Raw genomic sequence first — 15,112 nt, 5'->3', positions numbered from 1 at the left:
GAGTCACCACCTCCGCCGTAGCACTCGGCACAGCGATCACCACCGCGAACCCCTCCTCGTGGGGTTTGCGATCGCCTATCCTGTGAGAACCGGGGGCCGGGATTGGCGGAGGGTCGGGTGACTGCCATAGCAGCGTGCCGGACGTGCGGCAGCGAGCCCTTGGAGAATGCCCGGTTTTGCCATAGGTGTGGTTCACCGCTGCCAGACGGAGATGCCCGCGCCGAGTACAAACAGGTCACCATCCTGTTCGCCGATGTGGTGCACTCCATGGACATCGCCGCGGCGGTGGGTCCGGAGCGGCTCCGCGAGATCATCACCGGCCTTGTCGACCGCTGCTCGGCGGTGGTCAAGCGGTACGGCGGCACGGTGGACAAGTTCACCGGCGACGGGATCATGGCCGTGTTCGGCGCGCCGATGGCGTTGGAGGACCATGCGATTCGTGCCGGTCTGGCGGCCCTGGGGATTCAAGACGAGGCCGCGCGGCTTGCCGTCGACGTCCAAGAACACGACGGCGTGGACCTCCGGATACGGGTGGGACTGAACTCCGGTCAGGTGATCGCCGGTGAAATCGGTTCCGGGCCTTTCGGTTACACCGCCATCGGTGAGCAGGTCGGCATGGCGCAACGGATGGAATCGGTCGCCCCGCCGGGCGGGGTGATGCTCACCGCGTCAACGAAACGACTTGTTGATGACGTTGCGACTCTGGGCGATCCCGAGCTGGTCCGGATCAAGGGTGCGGACGAGCCGGTCGTGGCGTATCGGCTGTTGGGCCTGGGAGACGGGCATCGCGTTGTCGGGCACGGCGAGTCGAGTCTGGTCGGTCGACGGTGCGAGTTGTCCACCGTCGAGGCTTTGTTGGAGCGCGCAATCGACGGCCACGGCGGTGTGGTCAGCGTGGTGGGCTCACCCGGCATCGGCAAGAGCCGTCTGGTGCGCGAGGTCGCCGCGATGGCAGCAGTCCGAGGTGTGGAGGTGTTCACCACCTTTTGCGAATCGCACGCCGCCGACGTTCCGTTCCGCGTGGTGGCGCGGCTGTTGCGCGCGGCCACCGGGATCGAGGGCGTCGAGGCGGAGGCGGCCCGCGCACAGGTCCATGCCCAGGTTCGCGGCGCAGACCTCGAGGACCTGGCGCTCTTCGACGACCTGCTGGGCATCGCCGATCCCGAGTTTTTCCTGCCCAAGACCGATGCCGACGCGCGACGGCGACGGTTGACCGCGCTGGTCAATGCCGCATCACTGGCCCGCACAACCCCCACCCTCTACGTCATCGAGGACGCCCACTGGATCGATGCCGTCAGCGAATCGATGCTGGCCGACTTCCTCGAGGTGATCCCGCGGACGCGCTCGCTGGTACTGATCAGCTACCGCCCCGAATATCGCGGCGCGCTGAGCCGGGTGCCCGGTGCGCAAGGCATCACCCTCGCGCCCCTCAGCGATGCCGAAACCGCCGCCCTGGTCGCCGAACTGTTGGGCCCCGATCCGTCAGTCGCCGAGATCGGCCAGATCATCACCGCACGCGCGGCGGGCAACCCGTTTTTCGCCGAAGAGATCACCCGGGAGCTCGCCCAACGCGGCGTACTCGTCGGCGAGCGCGCCAACTACTCCTGCCGCACCGATGTCACCGACGTGCAAGTACCGGCCACGCTGCAAGCCGCCATCGCCGCTCGCATCGACCGGCTACCCCCGGCGGCCAAACGCACCCTTGCCGCCGCGGCGGTCATCGGATCCAGCTTCAGCTGCGACCTGCTGGCCAGCCTGGGCATCGACGCCCGCGTCGACGAGCTGATCACCGCCGAGCTGATCAAACAGGTTCGGCACGGGCCGGATGCCGAATATGCGTTTCACCATCCGCTGATTCGGACCGTGGCCTACGAGGCTCAACTGAAATCCGATCGCGCCGAGTCGCACCGGCGGCTAGCCGCCGCGATCGAAACCCGCGAGCCGCAATCGGCCGACCAGAACGCCGCGCTGATCGCCGACCATCTCCAGGCCGCCGGCGACCTGCGCGACGCATACGGCTGGAACATGCGCGCCGCGAAGTGGGCGACCAACCGCGACATCGCCGCGGCGCGTTTCAGATGGGAGCGCGCCCGGATGCTCGCCGACGCCTTGCCTGCCGGGGAGCCGGACCGGGCAGCCATGCGCATTGCGCCGCGCACGATGTTGTGCGCGATCGCCTGGCGAGTCCACGAACATGTTGCCGGCGCCCGTTTCGAGGAAATGCGGGAGCTGTGTGGCGCCGCCGGGGACAAGGCGTCACTGGCCATCGCCACGGCGGGGCTGGGCCACGATTGCCTCTATCAGGGCAGGATTCTCGAGGCCTCGCGGCTGGCATCCGAGGCCTGGGAGCTCATCGAGGCGCTCGACAATCCGGTGCTGACGGTGGGGCTCTCCCCCTTGCCGATCCGGGCCAAGACCGCGACGTCTGAGTGGTCCACGGTGCTGCGGTGGTCACAACGGGCCATCGACCTGGCCGAGGGTGACCCGTCCAAGGGGAACTTCATGATCGGCTGTCCGCTGGCGAATGCCTTGGCGGTTAGGGGTATTGCCCGTTGTTCGCTGGGCCTTCCCGGATGGCGCGATGATCAGCGGCAAGCAATCGCCATGGCGCGCCACGCCGACCCCCTCTCCTACACCGGAGTCATCGCCTACGTTTACTTCCCCGGAATCCTGAGCGGCATGCTCCTGCCCGAGGATTCCGCGATGCGCGAGATCGAGGACGCAGTGCGGATCGCCGAACGATCCGGCGATGACGTGGCGTTGGCCTTCGCTCGCATGACGCTCAGCGTCGCGCTGGTCCACCGCCACACGGCCGCCGAGCGTGAGCGCGGAAATGAGCTGCTGGCCACGGTCAGCGAAATGTACAGAAGCCGCGGCCAAAACGTGGGTCTGTTACCGGCGATCAACGTGTGCCGGGCGCGTGAGATGGTTCGGCGTGGAGATCGCGATGAGGCGATACCGCTGATGCGCGCCGCCGTCGACGATTTGTTCCGCGACGGAGTGCTGCAGGCGCTCGGCTCGCTGGCGACCGGTGTCCTGATGGAGACACTGCTCGATCGCGGGGCCGACGGTGACATGGCCGAAGCCGAGGCCGCCGTCGAGCAATTGGCCGCGGCGCGGGGTGAGGACGGTCTGGTAACGCGCGAGATCTGGCTGCTGCGCTGCCGGGCTGGTTTGGCGCGGGCTCACGGTGACGACGCCGGCTATCGCGAGTACCGGGATCGCTACCGCGACATGGCGAAAAGGCTTGGCTTCGAGGGTCATATCGGCTGGGCCGAGGCGATGCCATGACGGCTGCCCCTTCCGGAGTTGTGACGTTTTTGTTCACCGATATCGAGGGTTCGACCCGTCGGTGGGAGACGGACGCGGATGCGATGCGGAAGGCCCTCGCCGCACACGACGAAGTGTTGCGCTCGGCGATCGAGGCGCACGGCGGTTTTTTGTTCAAGCACACCGGTGACGGAGTGTGTGCCGCATTCGCGTCACCAACGTCCGCGGTGGATGCCGCCATTGCCGCGCAGCGGACGCTGGAGTTGCCCGTGCGGATGGGCATCGCAACCGGCGAAGCCGAACTGCGGGCGGGCGACTACTTCGGTGCGGTGCTCAATCGTGCGGCGCGGGTGATGGGCGCCGGGAACGGTGGTCAGATTCTCCTGGCCGAGTCGACGGCGGTTCTGCTCACTGGAGTTGATCTGGTGGATCTGGGGCCGCGGCGGTTGCGGGACGTACCAAGGCCGGTCGGTGTTTTTCAAGTACGGGCAGCGGGCCTGCGCGAGGAGTTTCCCCCATTGCGGGCACTCGATACGACCCCGGGAAATCTGCGGCCTGCGACCACCAGCTTGATCGGACGTGAGTCCGAGGTCGCCGAGATCGAAGCGGCGGTCAAGTCGCATCGGTTGGTGACGCTGACCGGCGTGGGTGGGGTCGGCAAGACCCGTCTGGCGTTGGAAGTCGCGGCACACCTAGCTGATGAATTCCCGGACGGTGTTTGGTTTTTCGAACTCGCAGCGGTGACCGATCCGGCTGCGGTACCCGACGCCGTGGCCGCGGTGCTGGGCATCACCCAGCAGCCGGGCAAGACCGTCAGCGAGTCGGTGGCCGCTGCGTTGGAGGGCCGGATCCGACTGTTGGTGATCGACAATTGCGAGCACGTTCTCACCGCCGCCGCCGACCTGATCGAAGCCGTCCTCGCGCACTCGGCGACTGCGCGAATCCTGGCCACCAGCCGCGAGGGACTCGGAGTTTCAGACGAGCAGGTTCGACCGGTGCGCTCGCTGGACGCTGCCGCGGGAATCGATTCTGTGGCGGTGAGTCTGTTCGTTGAACGCGCTCAAGGCATTTCACCGGGCTTCTCGATGGTCGACGGCGATGAGGCCGCTGCGGTCACCGAGATTTGTCAGCGCCTGGATGGGATTCCATTGGCTATCGAACTGGCCGCTTCCCGGATGGCGTCGATGACCGCCAGCGAAATGCGTGATCGGCTTGATCACCGATTCAGGCTGCTGGTTGGCTCGCGGCGCGGCCTGGAACGCCACCACACGCTGCGCCATGCGGTGGCCTGGTCCTACGACCTTCTCGCCGACACCGAAAAGTCAGTGCTGGAACGCTGTTCGGTCTTCGCGGGCGGATTTGACCTCCAAGGCGCCTGCGCGGTAGCTGCATCGGATGATCTCGACGAGTACGCCGTTCTTGACGTACTCGACGCACTGGTGCGCAAGTCGCTGCTGATCGCCGACCGATCTTCGGGGCGGACCCGGTTTTCGATGCTGGAGACGATCCGCCAGTTCGCCGAAGACCAACTCGTCGGCCACTACGAAGCGTCCGAGGTGCGGACCGCCCACTCGCACTACTTCGCCGGGCGGGAAGCCGACATCCTGGCCCTGTGGGACAGTCCCCGCCAGCGCGAGGCGTACGGCTGGCTCAGCGTCGAACTGGCCAATCTGCGTACCGCGTTTCGGTGGGCTGCCGACCGCGGCGATCTCGACGCCGCTGCCGCCATCGCGACATGTGCTGCGTTTCTCGGCTCCTCTCTGGGGAACTACGAACCCACAGCCTGGGCCGGAGAGCTGGTAGAGCCTGTTCGCGCCGTCGACCATCCTCGACTGGCCGCGGTGTGCGTGGTGGCATCGCTGTGCTGCGTCATCGGACGCTTCGAGGAGGCTGTGCGCTACAGCGAGGTCGGTCAGCGGGTTATCGCCGCCGCCAGCGACAAGGTGTCGTACGTCGGTGAGGGCTGGCTGGCGAGTGCGTACGGTTTTGTCGGCCAGCTCGACCGGTGGGTCGAGCTATGTCGCGCCCAGCTGGCACGCAGTGGCGGCACCAACACATACGCCAGGGCGCACCTTGTGCTCGCGTTGACTGTCTCCGGTTCGACTGACGAGGCGATGGTTGCCGCGAACGGGCTCGTCGATGCGGCTGAAGCGAGCCGCAATCCGTGGTTGCTTGCGTACGCACTGCTCGTGTCCGGGGCTGCCTGCCGCAACGCCGAGCCGGGCCGCGCTCTCGAAGCGCTGCGCCGCGGTGTGCTCATCGCGCGGGACAGCGGCAACCGTTTCTATGAGACACAACTGGCCTACTTGGTCTCCGGCATTGAGGCCGAACACGGCGACCCGATGGTGGCGTTGAATTACCTTGCCGTGGCGGTCCGCAATCACCATGAGTCGGGCAACTTCGGCATGGTGCATAACCCCTTGGCCATGCTTGCTTTCGTTCTCGACCGGTTCGGGCGCTACCTGCCAGCGGCCACCATCGCGGGTTTCGCAACGGTCAATCCCATGACCGCAGCGGGGTTCCCCGAACTCGCCACAACGATTACCCACCTTCACGAGGTCCTCGGCGACCAAACCTACGAATCGCTCGCCCGCAAGGGTGAGACGATGACCACCGCCGAGATGGTGACCTACGCATACGACCAAATCGAACAGGCCCGAGCGGAACTGAACACCGTCGCGAAATAGACCCCAGCCTCGCGCGAGGGTGCGCAGAATGACGGCATTATCGGCGTGGCGATGTGCAAACGCGCACGCTCGCGGAGGGGTGGATACCCTTGGGCCATGGATGCTCCGGAGCTGATCGCGCTGTTGGCCGGGCGCCGAGTCGCGGTGCTCACCGGCGCCGGGATCTCCACCGACTCCGGCATCCCCGACTACCGGGGCCCGGATTCGCCGCCGAGCAACCCGATGACCATCCAGCAGTTCACCTCCGACCCGGTGTTCCGGCAGCGCTATTGGGCGCGCAACCATGTCGGCTGGCGGCACATGGACGACACGCTGCCGAACGCCGGGCACCGCGCGGTGGCCGCGCTGGAGCGCGCCGGCGTGGTGACCGGGGTCATCACCCAGAACGTCGACCTGCTGCACACCAAGGCCGGCAGCCGCAACGTCGTCAATCTGCACGGCACCTACGCGCGAGTGATCTGCCTGGACTGCCGCCACACCATGAGCCGCGCGGCGCTGGCCGAAGAGCTCGAGGCGCTCAACCCGGGGTTCATCGAGCGCGCCGAGGCAATCGGCGGGCTGGCGGTGGCGCCCGACGCCGACGCCGTCGTCGCCGACACCAAGTCGTTCCGCTACCTCGACTGCCCGAGCTGCGCCGGGATGCTCAAGCCCGATATCGTCTACTTCGGCGAAAGCGTCCCCAAAGACACTGTGGCCCAGGCGTATTCGGTGGTCGAAGAAGCCGAGGCGCTGCTGGTCGCGGGCTCGTCGCTGACGGTGTTCTCCGGCTACAGGTTCGTGCGGCACGCCGCCGCGCGGGACATTCCGATCGCCATCGTCAACCGCGGCCCCACCCGCGGCGATGGCCTGGCGACCGTCAAACTCGACGGCGGCTGCTCGGAGCTGCTGGCGCTGCTGGCCACCGAACTCGCCGGAGCGTTGGCCTAGAATGTACAGGACATGCTGCGCACGGCGTGGATGAAGTTGCCCGCCACGTAGGTCGGATCGCCCGCCTCGATGTCCGGCAGCTGGCGCAGTAGCTCGCCGAAGATGGCGCGCAGCTGCGCGCGTGCCATGTGCGCCCCGAGGCAGAAGTGCGCTCCGCCGCCGCCGAAGCCGACGTGCGGGTTGGGGTTGCGGCTCAGATCCAACCGCTCCGGGTGGTCGAACACCTCGGTGTCCCAGTTGCCGGACGGATAGAACATCACCACCTTCTCGCCCGCCCGGATGGTCTGGCCGCCCAGCTCGTAATCCGTTGCGGCGGTGCGGCGGAAGGTCATCACCGGGGAGGCCCACCGGACGAATTCCTCGACCGCGATGCCGATGCGGTTGTCGAAATCCTCTAGCAGCCATGCCCTTTGGTCTCCGAAGTCGGTGAGCGCCTTCATGGCATGGCTGGTGGTCTGGCGGGTGGTGTCGTTGGCCGCGACGGAGAGCAACACGAAGAACGCGGCCACGTCGGCGTCGGAAAGCCGGTCGCCGTCCACCTCGGCGTGCACCAGGCTGCTGATCAGGTCGTCGCCGGGATGCTCACGGCGCTCCGCCGCGAGCGCGCCGGCCACCTGATGCACGTACACCTGGTTCTCGACCAGCACCTCCATCGGGTTGCGGCCGTCGAGGTAGGCGGGGTCGGCCCACGACACCATGGCGTCGGTGGCGTGCGCCATGTGCTCGCGCTCGGATTCGGGAATCCCCACCATGTCCGACAGGGTGCGGATGGGCAATTCCTTGGCGCAATGGTCGACGAAGTCGGCCCCGCTGCCGGCCGCCCGGAGCTCCTCGACGATGGTCTTGGCATTCGCCTTGATCGAGTCCTCGATGCGGCGAACCTGCCGCGGGGTGAAGGCGGCGCTGACGAGCTTGCGCAACTTGGTGTGTCGGGGCGGGTCCATCGCCAGGAACGACTGCGACGCTTCGAGCAGCTCCGCCGGGATGTTCTCGAACATCACGCCCTTGCCGGACTGGAACACCTCGTTGTTGCGGCTGACGGTGACGATGTCGGCGCGCCGGGTGACGGCCCAGTAGCCGGGGTCGTCCGGGTCGGGCATCAGGGCGTCCTCGACCGGTGGGTGCCAGCTCACCGGCCGCTCTGCCCGCAGCACGGCAAACGAGCGTTCCCGGTCCGCGGCGGTGGTAGACCAGAACGCGCGCGAGGACAGATCGATCGGGTCGTAAGCACGGGCGGTGCCAGACATCCCTGTCATAGCCGTCATGGGAATCCTCCAAAGAACCGATTTGAACCCGACGATATGCCTAGACATACTGTCTAGTCAATATGTCCAAGGTCGGTTATGATCTACCAATGCCGTCGGTTACCCGCAAGCCACAGGTGACTCGCCAGCAGCGGCGAGCGCAGCTGGAACGTCGGCTGTTGGACGCCACCGAACGGCTGATGCGCGACGGCGCCAGCTTCACCGAGCTCAGCGTCGATCGGCTGTCCACCGAGGCCGGCATTTCGCGGGCCAGCTTCTACATCTACTTCGAGGACAAGGGCCACCTGCTGCGCCGCCTCGCCGTCCAGGTGTTCGGCGATCTTGCCGCCGGCGCCGAGCGGTGGTGGGGGGTTGCGAGGCGTCGCGATCCAGACGACGTGCGCGCCGCGCTGGCCGCCATCATCGAAACCTATCGACGTCATCAAGCGGTGCTCGTTGCCCTCAACGAGATGGCCGCTTACGACCCGGAAACAGGGCAGACGTATCGCGACCTGCTGACCGCGATCTCCGCGCGTATGACCCGTGTCATCGAGGACGGCCAGGCCGACGGCGCAATCCGTCGCGAGCTGCCTGCCGCCACCACTGCTAGCGCACTGGTGTGGATGGTCGAGAGGGCTTGCCACCAGAACCTTCCGGTGAAGCCGCGCGACTACGATGCGGAGCTGGCCGAGACGCTGGCCGAGATCGCCTGGGGTGCACTATATCTCAAACCCATGACGGCGAGCTGACGCGTTACACGGTAACCAAGTCGTCGGCGTGCACGGCGGGGCGGCGCAGCTCGCCGGGCAGCTCCGAGGTGGACCGGCCCATCATGGTGGCCAGTTCGGCCGCGTCGTAGGCGACCACGCCGCGGGCCACCAGGGCCGCATCGGGACCGCGCAATTCGACGACGTCGCCGCCGTAGAACCGGCCCGACACCGCGGTGATCCCCGCGGGCAGCAGCGAGCGGCGCTGCCCCACCACCGCGCGCACCGCCCCCTCGTCGAGGGTCAGCGCGCCGGCCGCCTCGGCGGCGTAACGCACCCAGAATCGGCGGGCCGACATCCGGACGGGCCGCGCGGCGAACACCGTGCCGATCGAGGCGTCGGTGAGCGCCGTCGCGGCGTCGGCCGCGGCGGCCAGCAGCACCGGCACCCCGGCGTCGGCGGCCAGCAGCGCCGACGACATCTTCGACGCCATCCCGCCGGTACCCAGGTGGTTGCTCGGACCGGCGACCACACCGTCGAGGTCGGCCGGCCCCGCTACCTCCGGAATGAACTGCGCCCCAGGCACTTTCCGGGGATCGGAGTCGTAGAGCCCGTCGATGTCGGAGAGCAGCACCAGGGCCTCGGCGCCGACCAGGTGGGCCACCAGCGCCGAGAGCCGATCGTTGTCGCCGAACCGGATCTCGTTGGTGGCCACCGTGTCGTTCTCGTTGACGATCGCCACCGCATGCAGCGCGCGCAGCCGATCCAGCGTGCGCTGGGCGTTGGTGTGCGAGGACCGGACGGAGATGTCCTGAGCGGTCAGCAGGACCTGCCCGACCGTGCGGCCGTAGCGGGCGAACGCGGCGCTCCACGAATTCACCAACGCGACCTGCCCGACGCTGGCGGCGGCCTGCTTGGTGGCCAAATCCTTTGGGCGACGCGATAACCCGAGCGGATCGATGCCGGCGGCGATGGCGCCGGAGGACACGATGACGACGTCGGTACCCGCCTTCATCCGCGCCTCGATGGCGTCGGCCAGCCCGGCTAGCCGGCCGGCGTCGAACACGCCCGACGGCGTGGTCAGCGCGGTCGTCCCGACCTTGACGACCATGCTGCGCGCGGTGCGGATGGCCTCGCGATGCGTGCTCACGAGGGGCCGCCGTGTTCGCGCCGCTGACGCCGGGCGGCCTTGCGCTCGGCGGCGCCGACGCGCTCGCTGCGTTCCAGCCGCGCGTCGGTGCCCCGGCCGGACAGCGCGACCTGGTGGCCCGCCGGCGTTTGCGGCTCCCAGTCGAACGTCACCTCGCCGATGGTCACCGCGCAGCCCGGTTTGGCGCCCAGCCGCACCAGTTCGTCCTCGACGCCCAGGCGGGCCAGTCGGTCGGCGAGATAGCCCACCGCCTCGTCGTTGTCGAAGTTGGTCTGTCCGACCCAGCGCTCGGGACGCGCGCCGGTCACGACAAAGCCGCCCTGCCCGTCGGGTTCGACGGTGAAGCCGCTGTCGTCCACCGGCACCGGGCGGATCACCGGGCGACGCGCCACCGGCGCCGGCCGGGCGGCGTTGTAGGCCTCGATCATCTCCCACAGCCCGAAGATCAACGGCTGCAAGCCTTCCCGGGTCGCCGTCGACACCAGGAACACCGGCCAGCCGCGCTCGGCGATGTCGTCGCGGACGAACTCGGCGAGCTCGCGAGCCTCCGGCACGTCGACCTTGTTGAGCACCACCGCCCTCGGCCGCTCGGTGAGGTCGCCCAGCGCCGGGTCGCCCTGCAGCGTCGGCGTATACGCGGCGAGCTCGGCCTCCAGCGCGTCGATGTCGGAGATCGGGTCGCGGCCGGGTTCCGCGGTCGCGCAGTCGACGACATGCACCAGCACGGCGCAGCGCTCGATGTGCCGCAGGAAATCCAGGCCCAGGCCGCGGCCCTGCGACGCGCCCGGTATCAGACCGGGCACGTCGGCCACCGTGTACGAGTGCTCGCCGGCCGAGACCACGCCCAGGTTGGGAACCAGCGTGGTGAACGGGTAGTCAGCCACCTTCGGCTTGGCCGCCGAGATCACCGACACCAGCGAGGACTTTCCCGCGGACGGGAATCCGACCAGGCCGACGTCGGCGACGGTCTTGAGCTCGAGGGTGAGGTCACGGGCCTGGCCCGGCTCGCCGAGCAACGCGAAACCGGGGGCCTTGCGGGCCCGCGACGCCAGCGCGGCGTTGCCCAGGCCACCGCGGCCACCGGCGGCGGCCTCGAAGCGGGTGCCCGCGCCGACCAGGTCGGCGAGCAGCCGGCCGTTTTCGTCCAGCACGACGGTGCCGTCGGGAACCTTGACCTCCAGGTCCGCTCCGGCGGCGCCGTCACGGTTGTTGCCCATGCCCTGCTTGCCCGACGGCGCGGTGATGTGCGGGCGGAAGTGAAAGTCCAGCAGGGTGTGCACGGCCGGGTCGACGACGAAGATGACGCTGCCGCCGCGGCCGCCGTTGCCGCCGTCGGGCCCGCCGAGCGGCTTGAATTTCTCGCGATGCACCGACGCGCAGCCGTTACCGCCGGAACCCGCCCGTGCGTGGATGACGACGCGGTCGACAAACCGGGGCATCGGGATCCTCTCACCCGTCTCGCTCGCCGAACGTGCAGCTACTGCGAGATTTGCCTCGAATTATCGCAGTGGGTGCACGCTCGTGACGCTCAGTCGGCCGACGCGACGATGCTGACGGTCCTGCGCCCGCGCCGGACGCCGAACTCGACGGACCCGGCTTCCTTGGCGAACAACGTGTCGTCACCGCCGCGGCCCACATTGGCGCCGGGGTGGAACTTGGTGCCGCGCTGACGGACGATGATCTCGCCGGCCTTGACGACCTGGCCGCCGAACCGCTTGACCCCCAGCCGCTGCGCGGCCGAATCGCGGCCGTTGCGCGAGCTGGAAGCGCCCTTCTTGTGTGCCATGTCTTCTCGCTCCCAACCGCTACTTGATGCCGGTGACCTTCAGGACCGTCAGCTGCTGACGGTGTCCCTGACGCTTGTGGTAGCCGGTCTTGTTCTTGAACTTGTGGATCCGGATCTTGGGGCCCTTGGTGTGCTCGAGCACCTCGCCGGTCACCGCGACCTTGGCCAGCTTCGCGGCATCCGAGGTGACGGTGGCGCCGTCGACGACCAGCGCGACCGGCAGCGACACCTTGGCGCCGGGCTCGGAGTCGAGCTTCTCGACCTTGACCACGTCTCCGACGGCGACCTTGTACTGCTTGCCGCCGGTCTTGACGATTGCGTAGGTCGCCATCGTGGGTGCACCTCTGTCTGCTGTCGTGGGCACGCGGCACCGGTTGCGCGCGTGGTGGGTCTTTGGCGGGGGCCTGGTGTCTCCCGCCGTCGTCGGCCGGGGGCCTGACGGCAACTGTCCAAGGGTACGTGACCAGCGGCTACAGGGTCAAACCGGGTCAGTCCGCGTGGATCGGTGGGCCGGCCGGCCTGCCCGCCGCGCGCCGCCGGCGCGAACGTGCGGGCCCGGCGTCGGCGGCGGCCCAGGAGCCGCCAGCGGTGTCGGGCTCGGAGTCGTCGTCGGAATCGGAATCCTCGACGTCCAGGTCGTCATCGTCGAGATCGAGTTCCTCGTCGTCGTCGCCGAGATCCTCGTCGTCGAGGTCTTCGTCGTCGAGCTCGTCCTCGTCGTCGGAGTCCTCGTCGTCGGAGTCCTCGTCTTCCTCGTCGGAATCGACGTCCTCGTCGGAGTCCTCGAACTCCCGGTCGGTTTCCTCGAGACCGGCGGGAACCTTCTCCTCGGCCTGCTCCTCGGCCTCGGCGGTGGCATCCGTGTCCTCGCCGGGCTCGCCGGTTTCGCCGTCACCACGGCCGGCCGCCATCGCCTTGAACATCGGGTGTTCGCCGGGGGCGTGCGCGGGCACCTTGGCGACGGCGGGCTCGTCGGACCGGCCCTTCTTCGAGCGTTTGCCGCGGCGCCCGCCGGACTCGGACTTGCGCCCGGTCGCCGGGGCCGAATCGACCGGGTCGCCGTGCATCAGGATTCCGCGGCCGCCGCAGTTCGGGCACGACGTGGAGAACGCCTCGATCAGCCCCGTTCCCAGCCGCTTGCGGGTCAGTTGCACCAGGCCCAGCGATGTCACCTCGGACACCTGGTGGCGGGTGCGGTCGCGGGCCAGCGCCTCGGTCAGCCGCCGCAGCACCAGGTCGCGGTTGGACTCCAGCACCATGTCGATGAAGTCGATGACCACGATGCCGCCGATATCCCGCAGCCGCAGCTGCCGGACGATCTCCTCGGCCGCCTCGAGGTTGTTCTTGGTGACCGTCTGTTCGAGGTTGCCGCCGGAACCGGTGAACTTGCCGGTGTTGACGTCGATCACCGTCATCGCCTCGGTGCGGTCGATCACCAGCGTGCCGCCCGACGGCAGCCACACCTTGCGGTCCATCGCCTTGGCCAGTTGCTCGTCGATGCGATGCACCGCGAACACGTCCGGCCCGCCCGAGCCATCCGGCCCGGCGGCGGGCTCGTACTTTGTAAGCTTCGAAACGAGTTCGGGGGCAACGGAATTCACGTACTCATTGATGGTGTTCCACGCTTCGTCGCCGGAGACGATCAGGCCGGCGAAGTCTTCGTTGAATAGGTCGCGGATGACCTTGACCAAGACGTCGGGCTCTTCGTAGAGCGCCACGGCGGCGCCGGCGGCCTTCTTCTTGACCTCGGCCGCCTTGGCCTCGATCTGCGTCCAGCGCTCCTGCAGCCGGGTGACGTCCTTGCGGATGTCCTCTTCCTTGACGCCCTCGGACGCGGTGCGGATGATCACGCCGGCGTTCGACGGCACCACCTCGCGCAGGATCTCCTTCAGCCGCTGGCGTTCGGTGTCGGGCAGCTTGCGGCTGATCCCGGTGGACGACGCGCCCGGCACGTAAACCAGGAAGCGGCCCGCCAGGGACACCTGCGTGGTCAGCCGCGCGCCCTTGTGCCCGACCGGGTCCTTGCTGACCTGGACGACGACGTAGTCGCCGGGCTTGAGGGCCTGCTCGATCTTGCGGTCGGCGCCACCCAGGCCCGCGGCCTCCCAGTTGACCTCTCCGGCGTAGAGCACGCCGTTGCGGCCGCGGCCGATGTCGACGAACGCCGCCTCCATCGACGGCAGCACGTTCTGCACGATCCCGAGGTAGATGTTGCCCACCAGGGAGGCCGAGGCGGCCGACGTCACGAAATGCTCGACGACGATGCCGTCCTCGAGCACCGCGATCTGGGTGTAGCGCGCGCCGGGGTGGGGTGGCTCGGTGCGGACCCGGTCGCGCACCACCATCATGCGTTCGACGGCCTCGCGGCGCGCCAGGAATTCGGCCTCGGTCAGCACCGGCGGGCGGCGGCGCCCGGCGTCGCGGCCGTCGCGGCGTCGCTGCCGCTTGGCCTCCAGCCGGGTCGAGCCGTTGATGCCCTTGATCTCGGCGGTGGAGGACCCATTGGAGTCGTTGTCGTCGGATTTGCCGGAACGTGGCGCCCGCTCGTGCACCACGGTGTTCGGCGGATCGTCCGGCGCCGGGCCCTCGTCGTTGTCGTCGCCCGAACCCGACTTGCGGCGCCGGCGGCGCCGGCGGCGCCGGTTGGCCGCCTCCGACGAACCCTCGTCGCCGTCGCCGTCGTCGGAGTCTTCGGAGTCCTGGTCGTCGTCGTCCGAGTCGGACCTGCCCTCCCCCTCGTTGTCGGACTGGCTGTCGGGCCCGCCCTGTTCACCGCGGCCACGCCCACGGCCCCGGCGGCCGCGGCGGCGCCGCCGGTTGGCGGGCCGGTCGGCCTGTTCGTCATCGTCGTCGTCGGAGTCGGATTCATCGGAGTCGGCGGCGTCGTCGGCGCTGCCGTCGTCGTCGTCGCTCTCGATCGGTTGCGGCGCGACGAACAGCGGCATGTAGTGCGGCCGGTCCGCGGGGTTTTGCGGCGTCTGAAGCATCAGCCGGGATTCGGGTTCGTCGGCGGGTTCGCCGACCGCGGCGGGCGCGCCGGCCGCGACCGGCGCCTCCGACTGGGCGGCGGCCAGCAGGTCGCGGACCCGGACCGCGTCGTCGCGGTCGACGGTCGAATGCGCGCTGCGGACCCGTCCGTCCAGCGCGTTCAGCGCGTCCAGCACCTGCTTGCTGGTGGTTCCCAGGGTTCGGGCCAGCGAGTGAACCTTTAGGCGGTCCGGCAGTTCCTCGTGCTGGATCGGCTCGTGTGATGGGTCTGAAGGTGGTGCACCGTCTACCACGTATTCTCCTCAAGCCCCCGGGCGCGTCGTTTCGACGCGGCCACGCGAGGGCTTCGCTAT

General features: G+C 68.6%; 10 protein-coding genes. 4 read left to right on the top strand and 6 right to left on the bottom strand.

What is annotated here, in order from left to right:
• Positions 1-117 precede the first annotated feature (117 nt).
• From AC5Y6X_RS12095 to AC5Y6X_RS12085, 3 genes are all read left to right on the top strand, one after another.
• Positions 118-3,291, top strand: coding sequence for an ATP-binding protein (locus tag AC5Y6X_RS12095; protein WP_499986674.1), 3,174 nt, complete (start codon positions 118-120; stop codon positions 3,289-3,291).
• A complete protein-coding gene (locus tag AC5Y6X_RS12090) occupies positions 3,288-5,957 on the top strand; it encodes an ATP-binding protein (RefSeq protein ID WP_499986673.1) in 2,670 nt (889 codons plus the stop codon). Before AC5Y6X_RS12095 ends, AC5Y6X_RS12090 begins: the two co-directional genes overlap by 4 nt.
• A 96-nt stretch (positions 5,958-6,053) precedes the next feature.
• Positions 6,054-6,884 (top strand): Sir2 family NAD-dependent protein deacetylase, encoded by an 831-nt coding sequence (locus AC5Y6X_RS12085; protein WP_499986672.1) that lies wholly within the window; start codon positions 6,054-6,056, stop codon positions 6,882-6,884.
• Here AC5Y6X_RS12085 and AC5Y6X_RS12080 read toward each other — a convergent pair.
• The gene (locus AC5Y6X_RS12080) at positions 6,881-8,149 is read right to left on the bottom strand and encodes a cytochrome P450 (RefSeq protein ID WP_499986671.1); all 1,269 of its coding nucleotides are present in this window, start codon (positions 8,147-8,149) and stop codon (positions 6,881-6,883) included. The genes AC5Y6X_RS12085 and AC5Y6X_RS12080 overlap by 4 nt on opposite strands.
• Before the next feature lie 89 nt (positions 8,150-8,238).
• Between AC5Y6X_RS12080 and AC5Y6X_RS12075 the strand changes: the two genes are divergently transcribed.
• Positions 8,239-8,877, top strand: coding sequence for a TetR/AcrR family transcriptional regulator (locus AC5Y6X_RS12075; RefSeq protein WP_499987036.1), 639 nt, complete (start codon positions 8,239-8,241; stop codon positions 8,875-8,877).
• Positions 8,878-8,881: 4 nt separating this feature from the next.
• Here AC5Y6X_RS12075 and proB read toward each other — a convergent pair whose 3' ends face one another.
• The 5 genes from proB to rne all read right to left on the bottom strand — a co-directional run bounded on the left by proB (position 8,882) and on the right by rne (position 15,052).
• Entirely contained in the window at positions 8,882-9,946 is a 1,065-nt protein-coding gene (proB, locus tag AC5Y6X_RS12070) for a glutamate 5-kinase (RefSeq protein ID WP_324680966.1), read from the bottom strand.
• A gap of 35 nt (positions 9,947-9,981) precedes the next feature.
• Positions 9,982-11,424, bottom strand: a complete 1,443-nt coding sequence (gene obgE / locus AC5Y6X_RS12065) for a GTPase ObgE (RefSeq protein ID WP_499986670.1) — start codon at positions 11,422-11,424, stop codon at positions 9,982-9,984.
• Between the two features lie 89 nt (positions 11,425-11,513).
• On the bottom strand, positions 11,514-11,771 hold the full coding sequence (gene rpmA, locus AC5Y6X_RS12060) for a 50S ribosomal protein L27 (RefSeq protein WP_499986669.1): 258 nt from the start codon (positions 11,769-11,771) through the stop codon (positions 11,514-11,516).
• A gap of 19 nt (positions 11,772-11,790) precedes the next feature.
• Complete coding sequence (rplU, locus tag AC5Y6X_RS12055) at positions 11,791-12,102, bottom strand: 50S ribosomal protein L21 (RefSeq protein WP_324680736.1); 312 nt, start codon at positions 12,100-12,102, stop codon at positions 11,791-11,793.
• A 157-nt stretch (positions 12,103-12,259) separates the two neighbouring features.
• Entirely contained in the window at positions 12,260-15,052 is a 2,793-nt protein-coding gene (rne, locus tag AC5Y6X_RS12050; protein ID WP_499986668.1) for a ribonuclease E, read from the bottom strand.
• Between the last annotated feature and the right edge of the window lie 60 nt (positions 15,053-15,112).

Source organism: Mycobacterium sp. NGS26, from assembly GCF_059813025.1.
This window is presented reverse-complemented; position numbering and strand designations above follow the sequence as displayed.